The organism is Stieleria varia, from assembly GCF_038443385.1.
GTDB lineage: Bacteria > Planctomycetota > Planctomycetia > Pirellulales > Pirellulaceae > Stieleria > Stieleria varia.
Map to the genome: position 1 here is coordinate 2187987 of NZ_CP151726.1, position 25894 is coordinate 2213880.

The 25894-nt window shown below is 55.6% G+C and carries 15 protein-coding genes; 5 read left to right on the forward strand and 10 right to left on the reverse strand.

Annotated features, from left to right (window positions below; genetic code table 11):
* Window positions 1-52: 52 nt before the first annotated feature.
* Complete coding sequence (locus Pla52nx_RS07570; protein WP_146522440.1) at window positions 53-2164, reverse strand: prolyl oligopeptidase family serine peptidase; 2112 nt, start codon at window positions 2162-2164, stop codon at window positions 53-55.
* A 163-nt stretch (window positions 2165-2327) separates the two neighbouring features.
* On the opposite strand from Pla52nx_RS07570, the gene Pla52nx_RS07575 reads away from it, so the two are divergent.
* Window positions 2328-3080: a hypothetical protein gene (locus Pla52nx_RS07575; protein WP_146522441.1), complete on the forward strand. Its 753-nt coding sequence runs from the start codon at window positions 2328-2330 to the stop codon at window positions 3078-3080.
* Between the two features lie 30 nt (window positions 3081-3110).
* Here Pla52nx_RS07575 and Pla52nx_RS32885 read toward each other — a convergent pair whose 3' ends face one another.
* The 4 genes from Pla52nx_RS32885 to Pla52nx_RS07590 all read right to left on the reverse strand — a co-directional run bounded on the left by Pla52nx_RS32885 (window position 3111) and on the right by Pla52nx_RS07590 (window position 8143).
* A complete protein-coding gene (locus Pla52nx_RS32885) occupies window positions 3111-3281 on the reverse strand; it encodes a DUF2256 domain-containing protein (protein ID WP_146522442.1) in 171 nt (56 codons plus the stop codon).
* 39 nt (window positions 3282-3320) lie between these two features.
* The gene (locus Pla52nx_RS07580) at window positions 3321-3599 is read right to left on the reverse strand and encodes a hypothetical protein (RefSeq protein WP_342190361.1); all 279 of its coding nucleotides are present in this window, start codon (window positions 3597-3599) and stop codon (window positions 3321-3323) included.
* Window positions 3600-3743: 144 nt separating this feature from the next.
* Window positions 3744-7313 (reverse strand): protein kinase domain-containing protein, encoded by a 3570-nt coding sequence (locus Pla52nx_RS07585; RefSeq protein WP_197454953.1) that lies wholly within the window; start codon window positions 7311-7313, stop codon window positions 3744-3746.
* 212 nt (window positions 7314-7525) lie between these two features.
* Window positions 7526-8143 carry an RNA polymerase sigma factor gene (locus tag Pla52nx_RS07590; protein WP_146522444.1) on the reverse strand — a complete coding sequence of 206 codons (618 nt, stop codon included), beginning with the start codon at window positions 8141-8143 and terminating at the stop codon, window positions 7526-7528.
* Window positions 8144-8721: 578 nt separating this feature from the next.
* On the opposite strand from Pla52nx_RS07590, the gene Pla52nx_RS07595 reads away from it, so the two are divergent.
* From Pla52nx_RS07595 to Pla52nx_RS07605, 3 genes are all read left to right on the forward strand, one after another.
* A complete protein-coding gene (locus Pla52nx_RS07595; RefSeq protein ID WP_146522445.1) occupies window positions 8722-9129 on the forward strand; it encodes a hypothetical protein in 408 nt (135 codons plus the stop codon).
* A gap of 24 nt (window positions 9130-9153) precedes the next feature.
* Window positions 9154-9750, forward strand: a complete 597-nt coding sequence (locus Pla52nx_RS07600) for a hypothetical protein (protein ID WP_146522446.1) — start codon at window positions 9154-9156, stop codon at window positions 9748-9750.
* Window positions 9751-9856: 106 nt separating this feature from the next.
* Entirely contained in the window at window positions 9857-10108 is a 252-nt protein-coding gene (locus tag Pla52nx_RS07605) for a hypothetical protein (RefSeq protein ID WP_146522447.1), read from the forward strand.
* 187 nt (window positions 10109-10295) lie between these two features.
* Here the strand turns inward: Pla52nx_RS07605 and Pla52nx_RS07610 are convergent, their stop codons facing one another.
* From Pla52nx_RS07610 to Pla52nx_RS07620, 3 genes are all read right to left on the reverse strand, one after another.
* A complete protein-coding gene (locus Pla52nx_RS07610; protein WP_231742393.1) occupies window positions 10296-17270 on the reverse strand; it encodes a hypothetical protein in 6975 nt (2324 codons plus the stop codon).
* Between the two features lie 556 nt (window positions 17271-17826).
* On the reverse strand, window positions 17827-21132 hold the full coding sequence (locus tag Pla52nx_RS07615; RefSeq protein ID WP_146522448.1) for a vWA domain-containing protein: 3306 nt from the start codon (window positions 21130-21132) through the stop codon (window positions 17827-17829).
* A complete protein-coding gene (locus Pla52nx_RS07620) occupies window positions 21129-21725 on the reverse strand; it encodes an RNA polymerase sigma factor (RefSeq protein WP_231742399.1) in 597 nt (198 codons plus the stop codon). The genes Pla52nx_RS07615 and Pla52nx_RS07620 overlap by 4 nt, the downstream gene beginning before the upstream one ends.
* A gap of 1083 nt (window positions 21726-22808) precedes the next feature.
* On the opposite strand from Pla52nx_RS07620, the gene Pla52nx_RS07625 reads away from it, so the two are divergent.
* The gene (locus Pla52nx_RS07625; protein ID WP_146522449.1) at window positions 22809-24191 is read left to right on the forward strand and encodes an IS4 family transposase; all 1383 of its coding nucleotides are present in this window, start codon (window positions 22809-22811) and stop codon (window positions 24189-24191) included.
* Here the strand turns inward: Pla52nx_RS07625 and Pla52nx_RS07630 are convergent.
* Window positions 24185-25123: an N-acetylglucosamine-6-phosphate deacetylase gene (locus Pla52nx_RS07630; protein ID WP_146522450.1), complete on the reverse strand. Its 939-nt coding sequence runs from the start codon at window positions 25121-25123 to the stop codon at window positions 24185-24187. The genes Pla52nx_RS07625 and Pla52nx_RS07630 overlap by 7 nt on opposite strands.
* Window positions 25120-25884: a glucosamine-6-phosphate deaminase gene (locus tag Pla52nx_RS07635; protein WP_146522451.1), complete on the reverse strand. Its 765-nt coding sequence runs from the start codon at window positions 25882-25884 to the stop codon at window positions 25120-25122. Before Pla52nx_RS07635 ends, Pla52nx_RS07630 begins: the two co-directional genes overlap by 4 nt.
* Window positions 25885-25894 lie beyond the last annotated feature (10 nt).

The window sequence follows — 25894 nt, forward strand, 5'->3', positions numbered from 1 at the left end:
CCCGTGTGGTCGGGGCAAGAAAAATCTGTTGTAGAAAACAACGCGATCGATTTCACTTCGCGACCTGCCATTGCTCGTCAAAAAATCCGGTTGAGAGGACTTTTCCGGGATCTCGCATCGTTGCTCCACCCGTGATATCGATGATGGCCCAGTCGGGCAGTTTTGGGGTCTGTCGCGCGTTGTTCAAATAGTCGTATTCTCGGAAAGTGAATCCGCTGTTGATCACAACGTAACGATTCGGGTTGAGTGGGTTGGGGTAAATCATCACCAACGCGTTTCCACGGCGACCGTACGTTTTACGGGTGCCACGAATGGTGTCTTGCGTCCAACCGATCGGTAACTGCTCGGAAATCTTTCCAATCACGGAGTTGGACATCGGATCGCCAAACAAGATCAAGTGATTCGAATCGATTTGTTCCTGTGTCAACTCGGTGTCCTTGACTTGGCGAACGTCACCGCGGAAGTGATGACGCCAATGTGACATTGCATGCTTGGATTCGGCGTCAACCCAAGCTTGAAGGTCGCTGTCTTCACACTGACCGCTAGGCAGGACAAACAAGAACGAATCCATGAACGCGTCGTCGATCGGGCCTTGCAATCCAGGACGTTTTCTCAAGTCGGAATCGTCCGGATTGGCAGCGGCCCATGCCTTGTCCCCACGAATCAACTCCCAAGTCCAGGAACGATCCGATCGAACAGGAGGTCCGATAAGTTCATTGCCATCGATGGTGACAACCGGACGCGTTGGAAAGTCGCCGTCCCATTGACCGGGAGCAAAGTCGAACTTGATGCGAGTGACATTGCTGGTGGTAACATCGATCGATGCATCGTCACGGTCGGCGACCACGTTAGCGCTCTGCCAATGTTTGCCCAAACCCTGAATGTCGATCCAGCCCATCTGATGGTAGCGAAGCGTCAGGGTCGTGAAGTCGATGTGCTCGGGGGTTTCATGGCTGACGGCGCGAGCCAATGCATCCATCCTGGATTCGATTTCGACTTGCGAATCTGGATGGATCTTGTGCGCCGTATCGGGACCGATCACGTGAACCAAGTCGATGTCCTGTTTCGCCAGGGCCGCTTGCATCACATCGGCTGCTTGTTTCTGGCGGTCAATTTCACCGCTGTAAGCAACCGTCGGACAATGCACTAGGTTGCGTGACCAAGGTGGACAGTCATACCAACCCCACAAAGTACGTTGGTGCTCGGGAGTACCGCTGAGGTCTTCGCCCTGAAACGACTTTAGAAATTCGGGCGTTTCGCTGAAACCGGCGCCCGGATTGGCGGCAAAGAATCGTCCAGGGTAATGAGTCGCGAATTGCCAACAAGCCGCGCCGCCCATGGAGAAACCGCGAACGCTGATGCGAGACGCATCCACCGGCAGTCGGCTTTCTAGATAAGCCAATGACTCCAGCACATCGATTTCGCCGGCAAACTTGAATGCATTGCTGTAGCGACCATAGGGATGCAGCACAAAGGTATCGGCTGGGGTGTATTGTCCCGCCGAACTGCGACCTTTGCCCAAGAAGCTCATTTCTGTCAACGTCTCGCCCCGCCCGTGAAACCATAGGTCGAGTCGACGTGGACGGGCGTCGGTTTGGTCAAAACCAGGTGGGATCACGACGGCATAGGGCTGGAACGAACCATCGATCTTGGATTGGTAGCCGCCGATGATCAACGTTTGTGACTTGCCATCGCCGATGCCTACGATCTGACTCCACGTCGGGTCGGTCGCAGCGGTCTCGATTCGCCGCGACGCTTCGTCTAACAAACTGACCGCGAGATCAAATTCCGCCGGCTTGTAGAACTGATTGAACTCCAATGCCATCTCGACGGCACGAGGAAACACAAGGATTTCGGATTCCAGTGACTTCAGTGCTGCGAGGGATGCTCGCTTCGCGGCCTTCTGATTGTTATTGCCTTTCTGTGAATCCTGATCAGTTGATTGAACCAGTTTCGCCCAAGCCTGTCGGACTTCGGTGCAGCGTGTTTTCAGGTCCTGTGACTGCTCTGCGCTCAGAGGTGTTCCCGGGGGAGGAATGGGGCGGACCGTGGCTGCGTCGTTGTCTGCGGGTCCATCGGCCATAACGTGGCAGGCGGCACAAAAGAAGGCAGCGAGAACGAATGCGCCGGCGATGATCGTTGGTCGAATGCTTGGTTGAGTCATGAGCGTGATTGATGGGGAAACGACGGTTTATGATCCCGATTTTGTCGGCGGACCCGCAAAAAGCTTGCGTCTCGCTACGAAACCGGAGACGCTATAGATTAGTCAATCAGGTGATTCGCAAGGGGGCGATCCCCACTTTTCCTTCTTCTCTGGAGTAACAGACATGCGTTGGTTTCCTTGGGTGTTGATGTTAGCCATCACCGGTTTTTTCGCAGGCGTTGCAAGCGCCCAGCTTGCGGATCCTTTTGGCGGTGGAGGTTCTGATCCGTTTGGCGGTGGCGAAACTGCCGCAGCGGACCCAGGTACTACTTCACCGAACCAATCAGCCACCCAAAAACCTGCTGGCGCGCAGGCCGGTAAAAGAAAGCCTGCAGAGGCGAAGAACAAATCGTCCGCTGCCATCCGAGCCGCCCTCAACGAGGATACGAGCAACACGTTCATCGAAACTCCGCTGATTGAAGCGTTGCAAGTGCTAGGCGACCTGCATGACATCCCTATCGTTCTCGACAGGCGATCTCTTGAAGAAATTGGATTATCTGCTGATGCCCCTGTCACCATCGATCTCAAAAGTGTTTCCCTGAGAAGCTTTTTGAGACTGATGCTGCGAGATTTGCAGCTCACCTATCTCGTCAAGGATGACGTCCTGCAGATCATGACGACAGAGTCTGCTGCACATAGCTTGACGACCGAGGTTTATCCCTTCTCCAAAGAGCTGTCGGACAAGGGTGACAAAATCATGAAGGCTTTGACAACGACCGTGAATCCATCGACATGGGAAGCATTGGGTGGCCCCAGCAGTGTCGCCGTGATCGACAACGTCCTCGTTGTGTCAGCGACCGAACGCACGCATGAGGAAGTGATCGAATTTTTAAAGAAGCTGCAAGAGGCGTTTGAGAATCACAAGGCGAGTCGGTAAGCACGCCGACAGAAATGATGTTGCCCATTACTAGATGGGCTGATCGTCGCCTTTTTCTTTCCTTGTTCGTACGCGGCGACAGCGTTCGCTGCAATAACGGACTTCGTGCCACACGTCCTTCCATTTCTTTCGCCAAGTGAAGGGGCGGCCACAGACGACGCATGTCTTGGATGGCTTTGGTTTCGCTGGACGCCTTGGCATCACTCTCTCCTCTGACACGGGCGAGGTCCTTCGAAGCGTTTAAATGGGAAAACGATTCGGTTCATCGTCTTCGTCCCCGGGCGAATCATGGATGCGTTCTCCCAAATTCCTTTGCTGCAAAAGTTGGAATCCCTCTCGGAGAAGTTCGCGAAAGCACTCGGCGCACTGCGTGTCGTCTGGCGGCACGCGAGTTGCTTGATCGATCGTCAGCAAAACCATGGCACCGCATTCACAGCAAGTACGTTCGATGCAAGCTGGGGGTAAATCGAGTTGCCTAGCCGAAGACGATTTGGCAGGTCGTTGGGGTGACTGTGACATGATTGCTCCCATTTGCGTGCTGAACCCACTATCAGAACGCGTCAAGCTGATTTTTGTTCCCGAGAATACGTGTGAGAACCGGACGTCCATGCGTTTTCTGCGAGGCGCAAGCGTTCTCACTCAGACTTGATTGCTTTGCCGGTTTCAGGGATTCTTGGATGCGTCTGCCCAATTTTGCAAGACACTCGTAGCCGCTTCGGCTTCGCCGTTGACGCCATTCTCCTTGAGTCGATTCAACAGTGGCTGGAATGGATCTCGCAATTCGGACGGGACTGGTTTCAACGCGGACAAGCACTTGGCGCGGAATGACGGAGTGACGGTCGGGGCGATGTGTGGTGGAAACACGCTCAGTCTGTCCATCAACGGACTTTCAAGCAACTCCAGGATCAAGGAACCGATCTCTGGTTTTCGGTTCAATTGAAGAACGAGATGGTACATGAGTACGTCTGGCCTTTCGCCCGTCCCCAAGTTGCGTTCGAACTGCGGCTTGAGTCGTTGCAGATTTTCAGTGTCCGTCAGATCCAGGAAAACCAAAGCACATACCGCGAAGAATCCGTTGTGAGGTGACGCCGATTTTAGATCCGACAGCAAACGCTGTTCGTGTTCAGATGCGGCAAGCCAAGTGCGAATCGGCGTGAAATCAATGGGATGGTCGTTGTCTGCGTACTCGAAAAGGTTCGCAAGCAACTGAATGATGCTTGCCCGTTTCTCATCGGGAGCGAGTGAATCCCAAAGTTGAAGCGCTGTTCTCTGATACTCGGCAATATCCGCTGTTGCCTCGGTCCGTCCGATTCTCGCCAGCAATGCATTCAACACCGCGGAAGCGTTGCCGTGTTTTGCCAGTAGCTCGATCAGCTCCGTCTTGAAATCCATGGACCTAGTGTCGGGCGATTTGGGAACATGTGAAATCCGTTGGATCGCGGATGCCTTCCCATAATCGGTGTCGTACATCATCAGACGCTGGACGATGTCGAGCAGGTCTTTGTCAGGGATTCTTGACCCGCCCATCATCGCTTCTCGGTACGCCTCCTCCAACGTCACGCCTCTGATGGACCAAGCGATTTCGAAGCCATTAGGCGAATTGCGATCACGCATTTTGTTTGGTTTTGCGTCTGTGATCTTTTCGATCGCGTAGGCGATCCATTTCGGCTCCGATAAATCGGAGGTGCGATACGTCTCGGGTCGACTCCTTGGGACAAACGAACGGATCTCAAATTCGCGTTCCCGCCATGCTTCGATCAGGATCGGTATCACCGACGTATCGCCGATTTCACCAAGCGACCGAATAGCAGCGTCTTTGACGCTGGTTTGTTCATAGTTTCCATCGATTGGATTGCGGACCCCGTACACGCCCGCATGCGTGACGAGTTCGTCTGTGTCTTGCACGATCTCAACCAAATCGGGCACGACCGATTTCGCCGGGGAGCCGACGTCCCCCAATAGCCAAGCCGCTTCGGCGCGATGGGCGAGTTCTGCTGCAGTGAGTAGCTGTTTCAATACGGTCACGACTTCCGGCAAACTCGCCTCCAGTTGGATCAATTGACTGGCGGCATAAAGCTGGAATGCCGGATCGGTGTCCGACAAACGCGGCATCAAAAGCTTGATGCGATCTTCCCGATCACTGACTCGACAATACGTACGCAAAGTACCAAATCGGAGCTCTTCGGCAGCCATCTCGTCACGCACGATCTGCTCAAGTTGGCTTCGCAATGTCTCGTTTTTCAGAGGATAAATGATTCGGGCGTAGGTCAAGTAGTTGACGATGAAACTGCGATTCGCAGTCGTCGGATTGTCCAGTTCCTCGGACAAAGCATTGATGACCACCTCTCGATTGCAAGCGTCAAAGAACTCCTGAGCGGTTCTCAACAACGAAACCGTCTCACCGCTGGCGGTTTTATATTCCGCGTCTCCTTCGTGGTACCTTGATGCCACAAGTACCGCGGCAACCGCTTCGTCCGAGTGTTCGTGCACGGCAAGTTTATGGAAAGCACGCACCGCCTCGTAAAACTGACCTGGGCTTCGTTCCTGCAGCATCAGTCGTAACCATTGATCGAACGTCTTGCCTTCGTAAGTCGGCTGGTCGATCGACGCAATCGCGGGCGATGTTGAATCGCTGGTGGGGGTAGCGGCCATCGTAGCAGAGTCACGCTGCACGATTTTGGCTAGCCAAGTCTCACCGCGTTTGAGCGTAAACTGCCCGTTCTCTACTTCCAGCCCATCGGCATCGCTCACGATCTCGATATCGTACTCGCCGGCTCCCAATCGCAAAGACTCGGCAGTTTGCGAGAGTTTCAATTGACGATGGGTCTCGCCCGATTTCAGAATTCGAACTTCGACATCCGGCGAAGCGGTTTCGATCACCAACTGGCCGGAGTTCATTTGCAAGGTGATCACGATCCCGGCCGCGACAAGCAGCGTCGCCATGGCAAGCCAGATCCAGCCACTGGCAACGAATCTGCCCCAGCGATTGCGAGACTGAGGTGGCGACGCGGGTTGCAGTTCCGCCGTTTCCCCAGGCCACGCACCGTTTTTACTTTCGGCGGAGAAAGGGAGTCGTACGTGTTGTTCGCGTAGCTTGGTGGCTTCCTTGACCCGAGACCGAAGGTCGCAGTTGACGGTCCAGCGGCTCAACGATTGGGCGATCTCTTGCATCGACGCTGGCCGTTCGCTCGCGTCTTTGGATAGCATGCCATCGATGCACTGGCATAGTTCTTCGGGCAGGTCATTGCGGTAGCTTGCGATCGGCAGGGCAGCTTCGGTGGCGATGCGTCGAAGCTTTGACAGCAGTGGCTCTTTCCCAACGATGGTGTGAGGCGAATGACCGGTGAGCCATTTGTACAGAGTTGCTCCGAGCGCGTAGACATCTGCTCGTTCGTCAACATCGTGTGAGTTTTCTATTTGCTCCGGCGCCATGTAGTCGAGTGTGCCCATCAACTGTCCGACGGTCGTCAGCTCGTCATCGATCAAGCGTTCGCCGACAACACGAGCCAAGCCTAGGTCCAGGATCTTGACTTCGCCACCATTGGTGATCATCACGTTGGATGGCTTCAAATCGCGGTGCACGATGCCCTTTTCATGGACGTAAGCCATGCCCGCGGCGGCTTGGCGAGCGATCTCGCAGGCATCGGCGACCGGTATCGGGCCGAGCGTCCGCACCAGTTCGGAGCCATCGATTCCATCGATCAATTCCATAACCAGAAAGTGAACGCCATCGGCTTCGCCGCCGTCGGTGGCTTGTACGATCGCCGGGTGTCGCAGGCTGCCCACGGCTTGCATCTCACGCTCGAACCGGGCCACCACTGCGGGGTTTTGAAGCCAGCGATCGGGCAAGACCTTCACCGCGACTTGTCGATTCAAACGTGTGTGCCGGGCACGGTAAACCATGCCCATGCCGCCGTGAGCGAGCGGCTCAAGCAATTCGTAGTCACGTAACTTGGGCAGCGTCAACGATGGTGCGATGTCCGATGCGTCGTACCAGGAGGCGGCGGCCCGTTTTGCGGCCAAGCGATACACTGAGACCGGTTCAGGCTGGACTGCGGGTGTTCGCAAGCCCTCCACCAGCGTATCGGAATCGCGGTCCAGAGCCGACACGGTCGCTTCACAATCGCTGCACGACTGGAGATGGCTCTCGATTTGAGCGGATTCAAACTCGGTGAGGTCACCCAGTAGGTAGTCGCGGAGTCGGTCTCGAGCGATGCATGGGATGTCTGTCATGGTCATCATGTGATTCATTTTGAGCTTACAAGTCAGGTGAGCAATCGTAAACGGTGTGACCACTAGGCGCGGATGATTCATACCCCGACGCGTAAGCGAGGGATACTCGGTAAATCCCTCGCATACGCGTCGGGTTATGAAAGACACTTTGCCGATTCCTGGTCTGGCTGCTTTGAATCACGCAGACGCGCGACAGGAAAATCAAAAAAGAATCACCTGGCGTCGGACAGTTCTTGCTTCAAACGTCGCAAAACACGCGATTTTGCTTGCCTTACGCTATTGGTCGACATTCCCAGTGAACGAGCGATCTCGTCCGTCGTCCGTTCCTCGACGACGGCCATCCAAAAGGCCTGCCAAGTCTGGGACTCAAAATCATTTCGGATCAACTGCATCGCACGGTGGTACAGCGCCAGCACGTCATTGCGAGTCGCCGCGGAGCTGTCGTCGTCCCAGTGCTCGGGAAGTTGATTCAGCATTCGCAGCGCGGTGTCTCCCCCGGTGGCATTGAGCCCTTGGGCACCCTGTGGTGAAGCACGGCGGAAATGATCGTGAATCTTGTTGCGGGTGATCGTCCACAGCCAGCCTCGAAATCGGCCTTCTGCTGCCGGATCGAATCTCTTGATCGCCCTAGCCACTGACGCAAAAACTTCTTGCATGACGTCGGCGGCATCCTCGGGTGACAGCCCGCCTCGACAGGCCCACGTGAAAATCAGCGGACCATAAAGATCAACCAAACGTTGCCAAGCGTTGGCGTCGTTGGATCGCACACGCTGAACCAAAGAAGCCGAAGTGCCTGCCGATGAGTCGTCCGTGGGATGAGAAGTGTTCATCCCGTTATGGTAACAAAATCGACACTTCAAGAGTGGCTGAATAGGGACTGTTGGACGGCGCCCGTTTGTCGTGAGTCAATGAGTGGGAACGGCAAAACGCTTGGCGAGGCACGCTATCGACTTGGAAAGTCGAGCGACAATTGTCGTTCGACTTTCCAAGTCGAAAACGAACACCACCATCCGCTCAAACACAAGCCATCCACCGTGTGCCGTGCTTACGCTGGGCTGTTCAAAATGTGGTGTTGATATTCTTGTTTCAGTCCATGTTTTTGTCCCATGCATCGCAATCCGAGTGAGCCTCAGGCGCTAGCCGTGGGCCGGTACCACAATCCGCCTCAGGCCCACGGCTAGCGCCTTAGGCTCACTGGGACCACCAGTTGCGCTGGGAGAGGTGACAGAAACTGGCGGATCGCCATAGTGCCACAATCCCAAATTTTGAGCTGTCCAGTGATTGTGAGTCGATTGCTATGATCGGCCTGCCGATTCGATCTTTCGTGCTGCTCCGAGACTCGCTAGAAAAAAGCCGGCTGAGTTTCTAGCAGCAAAGTGGTTTCGGCGACGTAAATGAGGATCGCTAGATGTACGAGGATGAAATCAAGTTTGATCAGTTTCTTTTTGAAATGGACGATGTTTTGGATGTTTTCATCGCGGATGCGGAGAGTGAGGGGGTTCACCTTGACTATTCGTTGGAAAGCCTTGCTGGTGTCGAGCAGATATTGTTATCGGATGCTTCGGATGACCTCACGTTGGAAAACCGGGCCGCACGGTATGTTGGGGAGGTGTTTCGCCGATTTGCTGGCGGCACGTGGTGCTTGTGCCAGAAGGGACCAAAGTATCTCTTCGACAACCTTCCGGTCATCGAAGGCCACTCGTCCAGCCCCGTTGAATTTTGCCCTATCTCGTTGGTAAGACTGTTTAAGATTCGAAAGCGGTGCGGAATGATACAGAAGGCTATTGAATCGAATGCGAATAGCTCGTCTTCTTGACTCTACAGCACCTGGATGTATTGAATGTTGAAAATCTTTGATCAAGAGGTCGTCGATCAGAACATCTGCATTGACGACGAGAAATCGTTTTCGGTCATTGGAAAGCACGCCGTTTTGCGAGGTTGCACGATTGACTGTAGGGTTCCAGCACGCGCAGTCTCATTCGACGGAGCACGGCTGGAGGACTGTCGCGTCATTGCCAAGAAAACCCTCAAGGGTTTTTCCTGGCTGCGGACCAGACTCATCGATACGACGTTTGAAGGAAACTTTACCGAGAACGAGTTTGGACATCTGGAGTCAGAAGGTCCTAACGGGCATATAGAAGCATGCTCGTTTGCATCAGCCAATGTTGACGGCTGCCAGTTCTTTGGTTGCGATGTCGACTCGCTAGTGCTGCCAGGTTGGCCGTATCTGACGATCAAAAACCCGTTTCACGAAGCGGATGCCATGGCAAGTCTCGCAACAATGAGTGATCTTCGTGTGATCTGTAAATCTTTCCGATACTGCGATTCGAATGCTGTGGCGATGGTCAATTCTGCGTCGACGCTGGAGAGTGAGTTTGGGATCCCCATTGAAGATCTGAAAACGTTTTTTCGTCAGTTTGATCACGTTCTGTTGTAGATGCATCCATGTGGTACGATTCCGTTGAACGCCACGTGATGCTTGAAGCTTTGTTGAAAAAAACAGCGGCGTGAGAAATCGGTCACGAGAGAGGTTTGGAATCAGAATGAACGAGTTGCTAGTCAAAGTTATTCTTGATAATGTCGACTTCTACGCGAACTGTGATGATAACGTGCTCGCTCCAGACATTGCCGTCAAGCAATTGGAGAGAATTTCCGCGTCTCTTCGGAAACTGAAGCCCCGGGAACTTAGAGAGTTCGTTTCGGTAACAGCTTCAATTGCACAGTTGTGTGAGCGGGATGATTCTGATCGTGCAGATTTCTATCGATCAATACCAGAGAACCTGGGGTTGCTGTGACTGGTTGGAGCTGTCGCATTCGCGATCTACACAAGATTTACTCTTTGTTTCCGCCGGGCTTGCCCCGGTTCGGAGCAACGAAGGTAGCCGTCAGTTGTTTCCTCTGCCGAGACACGCTCGACGGAAGGAAATGATTAAGCGTACGGTTGCGGCACGCTATCGACTTGGAAAGTCAAGCGAATATTGTTCACTCGACTGTTGGCCGCGTGGTGACGTAGGCGATCGCTGCAGCGAGGACGGTTAGCAGCAACAAGGCGATTGCGGATTGCCAGAGGAGCGTTCTGTATTGCGAAGCAAAATCAAGATCCAATTCCAAAGGCTCTTTCTCGGCGACTTGAACGCTGCGGTTGAACGTGTACACGTCGCCTTCCTCGGGCAAGCTGATGATGATCGCCTGCGGTGCGGGCTCGGTGGTGTGCTGATGCTGAACCAATCGTGCCGCGATCTGTTGCAAAACGGCGTTGTCTTCGGTCGTGTTGCCTTGCAGCAGTTGGCTCAATTGCTGAGGACGAAAGTTCAATTGGTTTTGTTGCAGAACCGGATTGTTGGTCGCGGCGCGTCGCATTTGCTCGTTGTCTACGATCGCAGTGTCTTGGAGACTGTTGTCGAGAAACAATCGTTGACGGCGAGTGTTGAGTCCGACGATGGCCTGTTGGGTTTGCAAATTCTCCAGTTGCACCCTGGCATCCTCGTTCGAAGCGGCGTCCAACGCGTATTGGTTGGCAACGCTGTTGAGTGCCCAGCTTGCTTTGGATTGTTCGCCCGCTTGAAGTAGTTCGTTGGCTTGTTCCAGCAGTTCGGCTGCTTGCCGTGCTTGAACTTCACGCCGACCGCTCACTTTGGACAGGTACGATGCTCGGTCATACTGCCGTTGGATGGATTGCTGAACAAGTTCCAGGTTTCCGTCGTGATCTACCAACTCGAAACCTTCCGGCGCGATCACGTTCCATTGGATGTTTTCCAGCGGAACGTTCATTTCGGGACTGGTTAGATTCAAGCTGCTGAGCCGGTCTCCTTTGACCGAATAAACGAATCGAACCTCCGCAGTGCGGTCATCGATCCCGGGCAGAATGTAGAACTGCCATGCGTTGGAGGTTCCGCCCAGCCGAATCGAATTGACGCTTTCGCCGTTGACGAAAATACTGAGCAGATCACCATCCTGCGGCAGGCCGACACTGAGGCTGCTGCGCTGAATGACTTCCATTGTGACGTTGACTGCGGTGAGCTGGTCACCTGTGGGCGACAGCACGGTTGTCAGCGTTCCCTTGGCCACTCGCAGTTTCAGTGCGTCGGCGATGGAGTGACGTTTTGCGTGGACCGTCAGGTTATTCGCAGGGGTCACGGCGCGGAACACCAGCGAAGGTGTGCTGCGGTTCTCGGCTTCGCGTAGCGTTTGTGGAACGGAGTTCCAATCGGCTCGTTGCCAACCTTGCGTCAGGGTGTCGTGTTCCAGTTCCAGTCGGCCACCGGCGCGGACCGCAAAATAGTAAGCGATCTGGCGAACGCTGGGGAAACTGGCCGGACGGAGCGTTTCGTCATTGTTCTGACGATCACCCCTGCGTTCGTACTCGATGCGAAATTGAACGTTGCCGACCACGCGGCGCTTCAATTGGATCTCCCAAATGTCGGAATCGGTAGCGGTTCGGACCAAGTCACTGACCGTACCGCCACTTGCTCGCAGCGTCTTGATCTCGTCTGCATCGGTGATCGGCAATGCGACGCGTAGTGATCGAATGGAAGCATTCTGGACTTCAAGGTTCGCGATCAATGCCGTTCGAGTTTGTCCTTCCCGCAAGGTGACCTCATGCAGCACTTGGCCGGTTACCCAGGGATCGAGTTTCTCGATGCCCAGAACGAGATTCCAGTCACGTTGCAGCAAACGAAATGCGAGAGCACCCTGAACCACGCCGCCCATCGTGCGTGGATCGGTCTCAGAAACGTTTTGTCGAGTAACGGTTCGCAGTCGAATGCCGGTCGTGGGGCGGACGACCATTTCTCCGCTCTGGCGGGTTGCTTCGTTCAGTTCAAAGTGTGGGACCTGCCATTGGTTGACGTCGGTCGGCGCGATGCCGGACAGAGCAAGCGCAAAGTTCTGTGTGCCGATCGTCTTGCCGTTAAGGTGTAAAACAATCTGTCGGTTTCCGGAGTCGTTGAGTTCGGCCCAGTGATGCAGCGAGTCACCGGTAAGCGATTCGACCTCCAGTCCCTCGGGCAGCGGGAAACTGAGTTGAAACAGGCCTGCTCTGGTGATCTCTGCGGCGAAGTTGACGCTCAAGACGACGCGTTCGTCGCCCAATGAGAGTGCTTGTTTGCTAACGACTCGGACTTCGGGCTCCACGGGGGTGACACGCACGGCCAGTTCGCCACCGTCGGTTCCATACCGGTAGACGCGATGCAAGACGGCTTGCGACTCCGGTATCAGGCTGGCGTCGAAGTCGCCGAGGTTGACCGCCGACATGTCGGTTGCAGAAAGCGTTTCCGGTTGTGCGTCAGGACCGAACGCGATGGCGACCGAGCCGACTTCACCGCTCGCGTCGGCCACTTTTACGGGCGAGAGGTTGACATCGGTCGGCAGGGGATCGAGTCCACGTTGTGTTTCGATCGTGACGTCAAACGCCGCCGATTGCGCCGGTTCGATTTCCAGTTTCAAGGCACCGCTGTCCGCGTCGAATTGCCATGAACCGATGGGGCCATTGACTGTGCTGACGGTCAAGCCCGTGGGGATCATCACGGTCAACCCACTGACTTGTCCTTGCGAAGTGCGGACGTGAAGGTGATGTCGTCCATCCACCACGCCGGGACCCGGCAGGTAGAGATTAGAGGCTTCGACAAAGAACTGGGTTTCTTCGGAGGTCACGTCTCGGGCTTGCGGTTTCAGTTGCAAGCTCGCGTTACCTGGCCCCAGCAGCACCCTGGCTTGGGTGATGTCGTCATCTGATTCGACTTGTTCGATCTGGACGGCCGTTGTGCCAAAGACATCCCAGCCGGCTTCATCGTAACGCAAGTTGAGTTCTTGGTGCGCTGCCACTCCCGTCAGAACATTCACGCCATCGGCCGGTTTGACCGCTTCGAGCTGATACTCGAAGGTGGCGGTGAACTCGCGAGCAGGACGGCTTGCCTTGGGTTGGTCGGTTTCCGATGTTTCGGTTTCCGGTTCGTCTGGTTCTTCGGAAAGTGGAATGCTGGCCACGTACGCCAAGCCTTCCCCAGGCACTTCCTGCTTGGTCAGACGAAGGCCTGTTGCATCGAAACGAGTCAGGACGGCGGGGGATTTCAGCACGATAAAACGGTCGCCAGGTCGGCCGGATAGCGTGATCGTTCCGGTTGCCTTCAGGCGAGCGTCTTGGTGGCTGATCTGCCATTGCTGTGTGATCGAATCGGCTGATTCGAATCCATCGGGTGTCGCAGCCAAGCAGGAGCCTGCCGTGCTAATAACGATGGCCAGCAAAGCGATTGTGGTCGTCACCGCTCCGGGGCCTGGTTCGGTACCCGGATCGTTCGGTTTTGCATCCTCTGCGGCCTTGCGTTGCTCGGCCGAGTTTTTCCACCAGAGGCGTAGCTCGCGCAGGCCGTCCAACGCAGGCTGCAGGAAGAGCAAAACACCGATGGCCAGTGCCAACAGAGCAAAGAACCACGAGGCTCCGTCACCTTGCCACAACACACCCAACGCGATCAGCAGCATGCCGAGACATCGAAGGGATGTCTTGGGTAGGGTCTCAAGTTTTCGGAATGAAAAGCCCACGGCTAAGGCCCCCGCCAGCGCGCAGGTCAGCCCCATCCAGGAAAGATTGACTCGCCAGAGTGGCGTATTGCTGACAGCGATCTCTACCGTTTCACCGGCGGCCAGGATAGGAATGCTGACTTCCAACGGCGCTGGCGGACCGGCATCGGACAGGGCCAGCAATGCGGTCGCGAATGAGACGACGATCGCGAACGCCAAGCTGAGCAGTCCCCAAGCACGTAGAGAACTCGACTTGCCACGTGTCCAAATTCCGAATATGGCAAACAGACCGATCATCAGCAGCGACAGCAAACCATGCTTGGTCAGCCAGTGGAACCCTGTCGGTCGCGAGACAGGCGTGGGAGGTGTCACGGTTCCGCCGCTGGGCAACAACGCGTGTTCTTCGTCCCCGCTGATGTTCCATTGTGTTTTCAGCAAGGGCGCATCGACGACCGGCAGCGTGAGGACCGGCCTGGATTCTCTGACGGTCGGTTTCCCCAATCGCAAGCTGACTTCCACCGGAACGTTGGGATCCGTTCCCCCGGGCAACGGAATCAAGGTTGCATCGTCGGATTGTCGTGCGGTCACCGGTTGGCCGTTGACGGAGACGGCCCAAAGTCGAACCGGATCGGCGGGGATCTGGATTCGAAAAGTGCGTCGGCCGCGAGTCTTGACGTAGTAAAGCACGTCGGTCACCAACTCACCATCGGCCGATACCCGGCTATTGGCTTCCGAAAACTCGACCACTTGCGTCACCGTGGTGCCTGGCTGGAACCAGTTAACTTTCAGATTCAGATCAAACGGACGATCGGTGTACTGCCAAGTGCCCAGTGGCGGCGCTGTACTCAGCAAACGAAACTCGGCGGGCAATTCGAGTGGATCGAGTTTCAGCATGTCCTCTGAGATCGAAACGGTTTCGATTTCGACTTGCATCGGACTGACGACTTGGATGTAGCCACGCTCACCTTGCACATCGGTGGGTGAGATTTGACCGGCTTGGAACGTCCCTTTGCTCTTGTCTGGCTTTTCCTCAAAAGTCACCAGCAGCGTATGCGCTCCCATCACGGGTTGATGCAGCGAAACGATCAGCATGTCGCCTTCACGCCGCCAAGTCCGAACGTCTTGGCCATCGACCATCACATTGCCCAGCGACTGCGGAACAGCGATCGTCCACTCCGACACAGGTGATCCGGTGACGAAGTAATTGATCAGGGCACTGCCGTAAACCGTTTCTTGGCTCAACGAGTACAGGTGAAACACGTCGGACTGCACGCTGCGGTCCAGCAATTCCACTTGCATTGTGGCGGACCAGAGCGGCTGACGAATACGGAAAGCCTGTTGTAAATGAGGTGTCGGTTTGGGGAAATACGACAACGGTTTTTCCACCAGCAGATCTGCTTGCCCCACTGAAACTCGAAATCCTGGTGCGCCAACGACGCCGATATCACCGCGGACGTTTTTTGCACCGGGAAAATCGATGCGTGGCAGCAGCCAGTCGCCAGCGGTAGCTACCTCGCTTTTCTCTAGATGCAACGAAACGAGTTGTCGCCCCGTGATGTCTTGGCCGAAGATGATTTTCAAATTGCGTCTGCCGTCCTGGACCGCAGTGGCCGCGATGTAGTCGGCGACGCTCGCGCCGGTAACCGCGACCACGCTGTAGTCGGACGGGATATCGAAATCCCACTCGCGAATAGGTGCTTCACGGACATCCAACTCGATGTCCGCCGTGATCACGCGATCGGTTTCGGCGAGTTGATAGACAACCAGCTCGGAGATGTTGACTTCCGGTTCGATACGATCCGCGGCCACGGTAAACGAATGCTCGGCGGCAGGGAAACGATAGACGAACACCTGACGTGCTGCTATCGGCTCCGCCGGAAATTGCTCGGGTGCCAACTGGGTCAATCCACTCAGAGCGGTCGGTTCCAAGCGGACCGATCCGTCATTGGCCAGCCTCAGGTATCCTGAATGACGAATCGCACCAATGGGATTGAGTCTCAGGCCTTCCACTCGAACCGGCAGGGCGGTCAAAGGAGTCTGGCTGCGGACATGGATTTGACCGGTCAGTGTGATCGGCTGACTGAGCGTGACATCCAGTTGGCGAGATTGTCCCTGATCGACGACGTTCCAAGCGACGATGTTGGTGCCTTGAACGTCCAGGATTTCGCCGGGACCTTGCAGCAAGATGCTCAGCGATTTCAGCTCTCCCTGCAGGACTTGATAGTCGATTCGGTGGTCCTGACGCATCAGCCCCGCGCCGACTCGTGTTTCGATTTGGCCGGTGGTGGTGAAGAAAAGTTTGCCCTCGCCAGCCTTGCGAGCCATCTTCCAATTCAACTTCGCCCGCCCAGTCGCGGGCAAGAACCCCAACCAGTTGTCTTGGTCACGTATTGGAACCAAGGAATTTTGGTCGGACTGGAATTCCAGATCGGCTGGCAGGCCCTCGATCGTCATCGGGACGACGGCGCTGGCACCGATCGTAAAATCCATGCTGCGACCGCTCGCGTTCGATCCTGTTAAGGCAGCGACGAAGTCCAGCGACACGGGGAAAGTGCCGGGCTCAGCGAACACCAATCGGTAGACGGGTCGATCGTCTTGGGTGGTCAGCCGCAAGCGATAATGAGGATCATCGGGAACGACATTGATCGCTGCGTTGCCCGAGAGAATGCTGATCTCCGCGTCGGGCTCCGTCACCACCGCGGTACCGCGAAACTGAAGGTTGATGGACTCGCCGTTGGGATGAACGGTGCCCTTGAGCGTCGTCTCGATCAACTCAACCGGTCCGGGGGCTGCCCCGTTGCGGTTGAGTGAAAGTTTGATTTGCCCGCCGGTCGTTGTTTGGAAACGATTGGACTGATCGGTGTCGTCCAAGGGAGCAAACCCGGCGGCTTCTGTGACGGTTCCCTGAACCCCCGTCGCGTAATGAATGCTGACGATGGAATTGAAACCGACTGATTCGCCTGGGGTCAAGTGAGTCAGTTCGATCGAGGCCGGTAGCTGAAGTGTCTTCTCTGGCGAACGCAGTTTGACCTGTGCTGTGATGTCCCTGGCGTTCTCCGTGAGTTTCAAATCCAGATAACGCTTTTCGCCTTCTTGACGCACCGACCACGACTGGATGATCTCTCCTTGCACGTCGGTCACCCGATCGGAACCATGCAGTCCGAAACTGACCGAGTCTGCATTTCCTTGGATGACTTTGATCGACAAGTCAACCGTTTGCTCAATGGATTGCGGTCCGACCTGGACGTTCGCCGTGGCGTTGGCTGTGTAGAACACCGGTGGCTTTGGCAATTGCCCTCGTGCTTCGACCACGATGCTTCCTGTGCCGTCGCCGCCGATGGAACTGCTGAAGGTGGCTTGATCGGCGTCTTCCTGTGCAATCGCTGGTACGTTGATCAACCCGATGAATGCCAGCAGGCAGAGATGTTGCAATGGACGCATGGTGGATCGTTGGTTGGGGGGAGCTAATCGTAGATTCAGTTTCTAAAAGGTGTCGGACACCTTTTTAAGCCGCGGACACCTTTTTAAGCCGTCGTGAGCCGTGGGCCGTAAGGCACCGGGCAATGCGGTAGGCCCGGCCGCTTACGCGTCGCGGCTCACTACAGTCTTCGCAACACGTTTAGCGAAACGTCTTGCGTGGATTGGTGCGAAAACAGTCTGCGCATATCAGCCGCCACGCGGTAGCGTCCGGTTCTCAAGCTAGTATTCGAGAACCGGACGCTATCGCGTTGCCGCTCATGAATGATCCGGGCTAGTGGTCTGGGACAACTTATCTTTAGGGTAGTGGATCTTGTTAAAGATCCTGTAGCGGTGGGATCTTTAACAAGATCCACTACGGCAAACCCTAACTTCTAGCTGTCCCAGACCACTAGCGCGTTCGGCTCAGTTGTTTTTGTTAGGTTCACGCCAATTGTGTCTGACGCTTTTTCATCGATCGTTGCGAAGGGAATTCTGGCGAATCCCATTACGACGTGTGCCAACCACTGACGCGATGCTGCTAACGTCCGCTGAGCTGTCTTGCTTGATCGATCATTTGTTTCAGTTGTTTGACGCGGTTGTCTTGACGCTCTGGATCTGGCAAGCCCGAGATCAAGTTCGACAGGGTTTGTAAATCGACCGTTTCTCCGAGTGGTTCGCCTCGCAGTTTTGCGGCCAGCAATGCAGCGGACGCGGCGATGCGAATCGACGGCGCGGCTTGATCGATCCGTGGAGCATCGGATTGGTAAGGAATCGGCCAACGGTTTTCGATCATCTGACCGGATGAAAGATCACGGAAACGCACGGAGACCGAACCGATGTCACCTTCGCCGTCCGCCAAAGGCTCAAACTGGTACATCGCCACGCCGGCTTCGGCGGCAGCCATTTCGGCCGCGTCGACTTTGTCGTTGCGGAAATCTTCTTTGTTCAAGATGTGTTTTTCAAAACCCAGCAGCTTGTAGCTGCCGACACGTTTGGGGTTGAACTCGACTTGCACCTTGACGTTCTTTGCGGATGGCCGGAGGGCTCCGGCGATTTGGCGAGCAAAACCGTCGTCCACGGATTCGATGGAATCGAGCAAGTAGTACCGGCCGTCGCCTTTACGAGTGAGCGCTTCGAGGACTTCGTCATTCAACCCTTCGGCGCTGATACCGGCGGCATCGAACGCGATCCCTTGTCCTCGCATGTCGATGATCATTTTCGACAAGCTTTCGGGATCGGCATCGCCAAGATTGACGGCGCCGTCGGTGAGCAAGATGATTCGGTTCTGAGCACCCTCGGCCTGTTGCTCGCGTGCTTTTTCGATCGCCAACTGCAAAGCGGCTTCGACATTCGTGCCTCCTTCGCTGGGCAGTTCATCGATCAGTTGAACGAGTCGCTGTGCCTGATCTCCGCTGACTTTGTCGGCCAGCAAACGTGGTTGGCGGGCGAAGCTGATCAAGGTGACTTGATCGCTCGGTTGCAGTTGCCTAGCGAGCACGGCAAAGGCTCGACGGACGGTTTGTTGGCGATCGACACGCTCCATCGAACCAGAGTTGTCCAACAAGAACGTCAGTCTCAGCGGCGTATCGCTGGAGCGGCCGGTTGCTGCGGTCCGCATGGAGATGCGGAGCAGGTTGCGCTGCTGGATGAAGGGATGGATCGACTGCTCAATGCGGCAGGCGACCTTCTCGTCTTGGCTCGGCATCGGATCGCCGTAGTTGAAAGCGTTGACGAATTCTTCGATACGAATCTTTGCTGGATCCGGCCATTCACCACGCAACAGTGCTGCGAACGCCAGCTTGAAGGAGACATCGCTGACGTGCAGTGAGAAGGTTGAAAAGGATTCTTGTGCGGCAGATTTTTCGTTCAGACCAGCGGGGGCAGCGCGGCGTGTCGTTGGCGCAAGTCTAGTGTCATCTTCAAGAAGTTTTTTGAAATAAGGACGCGTTTCATAGCGGTAGTTTCGGGCGGCTCGCTCCGCCTCGAGTGCCACTTGGGCTTCTCCGGCTGATCGGCTTAAGGTTTTGCTCTCTTCCCTGAGCGTTTGAACTTCGCCTGAGTAGTGACCGCGAATGGCGGGCCTACGATTGCTTTCAAGATCACTTAGTGCATCCAGACCTTGCTCCTCGACCGCATTCGGTTTTGCAGGCGGCGACAGTTTGCTACTTGCGGATTCAGCGAAATCATCGCTGCGTTCTTCTTGCTCGAGTGCCATCTCTGAATAATCTACGTCCGCCGACATCAAACCCTTGATGACACTCTGTGGTGGTTCACCCATTGACTCACTGCTCTGATTTGTCGCTGAAGCTTTAGCTGGAGCGGGCGTCGCTTGGCGATAGAACTTCTCCGCCGTCGGCTCTGATCCTCGCTGATACGTGATCGAAGAATCACCGGCCATGGGAACGCTAAAGCTGAGTTCGGCACTTTCGGGAAGACTAACGTCGGGGATACCCAATGAACTTGGTTGATCAGTAGACGAAGATCGCCCGTATCGAGATTCTGATTTCGAATCCAGGCTTTCGCCATCCAGACCGCTACCACTCAAGCCACTGTCACCCATGCGAGACAGATCGGAAAAATCCTTCTGTGCAACGACCTTTGGGGCGACCTTTGGGGCGACCTTGCGATCAGCTATCTGTTCGGGCAGCGAATCCCCGTCAGAGTCGTTGCTGCCTTGAGAACCATCGCCATTCTCGGCGAACTCGCGGCCTGCCATGTTTTCAACAAGCGGAGTCGGCGGGGATTGTGCACCGTTCACACTGCTGGATTTGTCCTCACTTGGGGTGTCCGACAGGGAGACTCGTCGTTGCGGCGTGATACTCTGCCAAGCCGAGACGTCTTTGCCTGCACTAGCAACTTCTTCCGCTTCTTGCGGGTTTGAGAGAGTCGATTCCTCGCGAACGACTTGCGGTCCGTTCGCTCCGTTTTCAAACCATCGATTCTGGGGCTCAGCAGCGGCGGCTCCCCACTGCTTCTTTCCGCTCTCAAATCTCGCTGGCCCGTCCGTGAAGGATGGAACTGGCCCAGATGGTTTTGCTTCCGTGGAGGGAGACACCCCATCGCGGGCTTCACCGCGTGTTGACGTTGGTTCTTGCGCGATTTGAAACGCCGGGTTGGCAGGGTAATACTGCACATCGTCTTGCAAATAGTACGGTGACGGCGGTGATGTCGATCCGCTCAGCGGCATGTTCGCTTCGAAGGATTCGCGGATCTCCGAGAGAGCGGTTTTCGAACTGGGCTCGGCGTCTGTGTCCGAGGCGGCAACGCTCAGTTTTGGCCTAAACCCTGCATTGCGATCCGAATATTCATCAACAAATAGGTTTTCCGTCGTGGCCTCATCCCACTGGAGTTCAGATCCGACGTCTTGGAGTAACGGGGGGTCGATTGTTGCCGACATTCTAGTACCGCCTGTAAGATCATTCGCAGTCCTTCTGTAAACCAAGATCGAACCGAGAAGTCCGATCATGCAAATCACGGCCGCGATCTTGGACAAGTTCATCAGCCATTGCTTGCCGGTCCACGCTTTCCGATCATGGGAGGCAAGAGTAATCTTGACTGGCAATTCGACGGGCGTTTCACCACGAATCGTTGCGAGTACCCTTTCGCGTTTCTCTGACGACAGTTTCCAGTCTTCATCGGTGCCAACGAATTCGCCTTCGCCGACTTGATTCAATAATCCATGCACGCTCTGCATTTGCCATTTGAATCTGGCCAACTCGGGGCGTTCTTGAATCAGGCGATTCAGTTCGTCGCTTTCGAAGTCCGATGCTTCGCCCAGAACGAGCGCGACGATGCGTGCTTCGATTTCCGGATCGATCGATGTTGGTTGTCGTTCTTCGTTCATGACTTTTCGTCAAACCCGAGTGTCTTCAGTTTCCCGGCCAGCTCTTTCAAAATGTGGTGCAGTCGGTAACCGACGTTACCGATGCTGAGTCCCGTTTCCTGGCTGATGTCGCGGTACTTCTGACCTTGGAAATATTTCAACCGAACCAATTGCCGATCACCCTCATCGAGTTCCTCAAGTATTTGCCTCAATGCGCCCGTGGCTTCCATCCGCTGCATCGCTGCATCGGGAGTCTCTCCGTCGTCCGCCTTGGGTTCGATTTCGCGGTCTTTGCCGAGCAGGACCTCTCGTTTGTTGCTGCGAAAGTGGTTGTAGGATGCGTTGCGGACGCTGCGAAACAGCCAAGCGCGTGGCGAGTCGACGTCGTCCCAGTTGCGATGCAATTGCAGGAACACTTCCTGCACGATCTCTTCCGCCACCGCACGGCGCCCCGTCAGCGAAAACGCATATCGCAGCAACGGGGCTTCCTCGGAATCAAACAGCTCCTCCAGCGTGCGCTTGCGCACACCCTCGGTATTGGGCTGGCTGACTCGGGGAGTCGGGTTCAACATGAATTCGTTTCGCGACGCCGGGCACTGCTGAATCACATCCATTCATCCTCTCACAAGGAGAAGGACCGCAGAGGGATGCTTTGTTAGAAGAATTGGGGAGATTTTTCTTTGCTTGCTCCATTGTCGCAGAAAACACCCAACAATTGCGGTGTTTTCCAGTTTGATTCGCAGCCGAAGGAGACTGCTGACTTTGTGAGCCGCAAGGCGCGGGCCCGGGTTATTCACGCGACTGCCTACAGTCTTAGCAATACGTTTGCACGAAACGGCTTACGCGGATTAGTAGGAAAACAGTCTGCGCAGATCAGCCGCCATGCGATAGCGTCCGGTTCTTTCGCCTGTACACGGGAACCGGACGCTATCGCGTGCCGGCTGATGAATAATCCGGACTAGCCGCGGGCCCAGGGGTGTTGACGAAACCCTGTGAGGCCCGTGTCTAGCGCCATCGGCTCACAGAAATATATAACGCAGGACGATTAGGTCAGCGGTCTCCCAAGGCGTAGGCATAGGCGGCGTTTGATTTTGCGGGGCAGACCGGTTGGTGGTGGCTCCTGCGCCTTCGGCTACGGGTCAAACGATGTTTAAGGGACACCGTGTTTGACCCGCAGCCGAAGGCGTAGGCGGAAGCGGCGATTGACTCGGCGGGGCAGGCCGGTTGGTGGTGGCGATTACGCCTGCGGCTACGGGTCAAACGATGTTTAAGAGACCCCGTGTTTGACCCGCAGCCGAAGGCGTAGGCGGAAGCGGCGCTTGACTTTGCGGGGCAGACCGGTTGGTGGTGGCTCCTGCGCCTGCGGCTACGGGTCAAACGATGTTTAAGAGACGCCGTGTTTGACCCGCAGCCGAAGGCGTAGGCGGAAGCGGCGATTGACTCGGCGGGGCAGACCGGTTGGTGGTGGCTCCTGCGCCTGCGGCTACGGGTCAAACGATGTTTAAGAGACGCCGTGTTTGACCCGCAGCCGAAGGCGTAGGCGGAAGCGGCGATTGACTCGGCGGGGCAGGCCGGTTGGTGGTGGCGATTACGCCTGCGGCTTGTCGTTAAACGCAATACCGTTCAATGTTTTCATAAATCGCGGCTCCCGCTAGAGTTAGGTTGTCTTACCAACTAGCCTCGCAAGGAGCCGCGACATGAATGGGCAAGGATGCTCTGACTTCTCTTCGGAAGTCAATGGAAGAATTTTAGATCGTATTGCTGGACTCGAAAAGATCATTTCGCCTGAGCTTGTTGAGCAAGCACTTGTCGATACAGGCAAGCAGACCACGCGGGTTTGCAGACTGACTAACGAAGTCATGATTTGGGTTGTTTTGGCAATGGGCCTTTTTACCGAACTACCGATCAGGCAAGTCTTCAAGGCGTGTCGCCGGCTGCGGCATGGAGAGAAATCGCCAGCCAGGTCGAGTCTGTGTATGGCACGTCAAAGACTCGGCAGCGAACCGCTCGTTGCCTTGCACAGTTTGGTGGTCCGCCCATTGGCCACACCGCAAACGCTCGGTGCGTTCTATCGCGGGATGCGCAAAGTCGGCATCGACGGCACGGTTCTTGATGCTCCGGACTGCGATGCGCATCAGCACTTCGGACGCTCATCGGGAAGTCGTGGTGAAGGCCCCTTTCCTCAAGTTCGCAAAGTCAGTCTCGTCGAACTGGGAACTCACATCGAATTCGCTTTCGTTTATGGAGGCTGGAAAGACTCTGAAAAGAAGCTCGTTGAGCAGCTTTGGGAACACATTCCCGACGATGCGTTGTTGATCGAAGACCGAGGCTTCTTTAGCTACAAACACTGGAAATTACTGCATGAAAAGCACAAGTTGCTCATTCGCATCCAGAAATCGATGGTGTTTAAACCGATCAAATATTTCGCCGATGGCTCGTTCCTGGCGAAGGTCTATCCAAGCAACTGGTATCGCGAAAATGACAAGCAAGGCATCCTCGTTCGCGTGATCGAATACAAGCTCGACGATCCTCAACGAGTCGGCCATGATGAGGTCCATCGCTTGATGACCAACCTGCTTGACCCCGAGGAGTTTCCGGCCATGGAGCTAATCATGGAGTACCACGAACGTTGGGAAGAAGAACTCGTCTTTGATGAGCAGAAGACTCACCAAGATCCTTGTCGCGCCGAGAAGACAACGAATCTTCGCAGCGAAACGACCGACGGTTTGAAGCAGGAGTTGTATGCGATGTCGCTGGGACATTTCGTGGTTCGTGCGTTGATGCTCGAAGCGGCGGCCGAAGCAAACATCGACGTGGATCGGTTGTCGTTCAAGGGTTCCTTCCAGATACTCAAGACCCGCTTACCCGAATGCGATCCTAGCAATGAAGTGAAATTTTCGCAGTGGTTCGCGGCCGTCGTATGGGAGATCAGTTGCGAGCGAATCCCTGCACGTCGCAACCGTATCAACCCGCGTGTGATCAAACGCAAGATGTCCCGCTGGAACAAATGCCGCCCCAAACACCGAAAGCAAAAACCGTTGACCAAAACCTTTGCCCAGACAGTAGTTATGATTCATTGAACGGTATTGTCGTTAAACGATGTGGTGTTCAAGAGACGCCTTGGGTTGTCGCTCATCCAACGCTTGGCCTGTTCCACACTGACACCCACTTTGTCCGTCAGCACGGCCATCATTTCCGGCATGGTGGCTGCGGAGCCGGCGAAGTGGGTTCGGTCGGCGGACCAAGCCGCACCGTCTTCGTCCACCGTCACCGTTTGGCCTGCCAACTGAAATTTGCCAGGACCGAGGCCCGCCGCGCTGATCGCATCGGTCACGATGATGATGTTTGCATCCGGCATGACGTCCAAATAGTTTCGCAGCGCAAACGGCGGAACATGGTGACCGTCGGCGATGAACGAGACCGCGATCTGATCGGCCACACTCAAGACTCGTTGGATGATGTTGTCGTGTCGAGGCAGTTCGCCCGGACATCCGTTGCCCAGATGGGTAAAAAGTTTCAGGCCGTTGTCGATGGACTCTTTCAGCTGATCCAAGGTAGCGTTGCTGTGTCCGGCGGCGACACAGATTCCCCGGTCGGTCAAGAACCGGGTCACTTCGGCACCCGAATCCGACTCCGGAGCCAGCGTGACCAAACGAACGTGGCCGTTGCCGCTGTCCAGTAAACGTTCCGCCATCGACTGATCGGCTTTGCGTACGGCGTCGACGGGATGTGCTCCCACGTATCCGGTCTCAGGATTCAAGAATGGACCTTCGACATGTATACCCGCTACACGCTCACGGACCTCGGGCAATCGTTCGATCACGTCGGCGATGTGTCGCACGCGTAGGATCATTTCCGGAAACGGCGCGGTGATCACTGTTGCGAGGATCTGGTCCACGCCGTCGTCACTCAAACGTTTGCAGACGTCGATCCATTGTTGATCGGTGATCGTCTTGGCATTGAAATCGATGCCCGCGTATCCGTTGACTTGCAAATCGATGTAACCGCTCATGCAACGCGTTCCACTTTGACGAGCGAGTCCGCCGACAACTTGCTGGCAGCGGCTTGGTCGATCACCAAGCTCACCGAATGGTGTCGACGCAAGATGCTGGCGGGGATCGTCGGGCTGATTTCGGCTTCGACCGTTGCCCGCACCGCATCGGATTTGCGTTCGTCTGGAACGCTGCAATAAATCTTGTTGGCCTTGAGGATCTGATTCACCGACATGCTGATCGCTTGGGTGGGAACATCCTGCAATGTCGCAAACCAGCCTTCACCGACCTGTTGCTCGCGACATGGCATGTCGAGGTCGACGATCAAGTAAGGCTGGTTGGTTTCAAAATCGGCCGGCGGGTCATTGAAAGCGAGGTGCCCGTTCTCCCCGATTCCGACCAAGGCCAAGTCGATTCGCGTATCGGAAATCAACTTGCCCGCCCTTGCGATCGTTTCTGCAGGGTCGGCATCGCCACGCAAGTACTCGAAGCTTGCCAGAGGCACTTGATCGACAAATCGTTCTCTCAGGTAGCGGCAAAATGAGGCCGGGTGCTGATCCGACAACCCGATGTACTCGTCCAAGTGGAAGCCGTGAACGAGGCTCCAGTCGATATCCGATTGTTCGACCAACCGACTGAGTACCTCGAACTGCGATGCCCCCGTCGCCACGACCAAGTTTGCTTGGCCATACTCTTTGATCGCGGCCCGCAAATCGGCCGCCGCATGTTGCGCCACGTACTTTCCCATCTGGGCGGCGTCGGGCGTTAAGATGATGTCCATGAGTCCAACT

Coding starts and splice junctions, on each gene's coding strand:
- Pla52nx_RS07570 (WP_146522440.1), bottom strand. CDS start 2,164: ATGACTCAACCAAGCATTCGACCAACGATCATCGCCGGCGCATTCGTT.
- Pla52nx_RS07575 (WP_146522441.1), top strand. CDS start 2,328: ATGCGTTGGTTTCCTTGGGTGTTGATGTTAGCCATCACCGGTTTTTTC.
- Pla52nx_RS32885 (WP_146522442.1), bottom strand. CDS start 3,281: ATGCCAAGGCGTCCAGCGAAACCAAAGCCATCCAAGACATGCGTCGTC.
- Pla52nx_RS07580 (WP_342190361.1), bottom strand. CDS start 3,599: ATGTCACAGTCACCCCAACGACCTGCCAAATCGTCTTCGGCTAGGCAA.
- Pla52nx_RS07585 (WP_197454953.1), bottom strand. CDS start 7,313: ATGACAGACATCCCATGCATCGCTCGAGACCGACTCCGCGACTACCTA.
- Pla52nx_RS07590 (WP_146522444.1), bottom strand. CDS start 8,143: ATGAACACTTCTCATCCCACGGACGACTCATCGGCAGGCACTTCGGCT.
- Pla52nx_RS07595 (WP_146522445.1), top strand. CDS start 8,722: ATGTACGAGGATGAAATCAAGTTTGATCAGTTTCTTTTTGAAATGGAC.
- Pla52nx_RS07600 (WP_146522446.1), top strand. CDS start 9,154: ATGTTGAAAATCTTTGATCAAGAGGTCGTCGATCAGAACATCTGCATT.
- Pla52nx_RS07605 (WP_146522447.1), top strand. CDS start 9,857: ATGAACGAGTTGCTAGTCAAAGTTATTCTTGATAATGTCGACTTCTAC.
- Pla52nx_RS07610 (WP_231742393.1), bottom strand. CDS start 17,270: ATGCGTCCATTGCAACATCTCTGCCTGCTGGCATTCATCGGGTTGATC.
- Pla52nx_RS07615 (WP_146522448.1), bottom strand. CDS start 21,132: ATGAACGAAGAACGACAACCAACATCGATCGATCCGGAAATCGAAGCA.
- Pla52nx_RS07620 (WP_231742399.1), bottom strand. CDS start 21,725: ATGGATGTGATTCAGCAGTGCCCGGCGTCGCGAAACGAATTCATGTTG.
- Pla52nx_RS07625 (WP_146522449.1), top strand. CDS start 22,809: ATGAATGGGCAAGGATGCTCTGACTTCTCTTCGGAAGTCAATGGAAGA.
- Pla52nx_RS07630 (WP_146522450.1), bottom strand. CDS start 25,123: ATGAGCGGTTACATCGATTTGCAAGTCAACGGATACGCGGGCATCGAT.
- Pla52nx_RS07635 (WP_146522451.1), bottom strand. CDS start 25,884: ATGGACATCATCTTAACGCCCGACGCCGCCCAGATGGGAAAGTACGTG.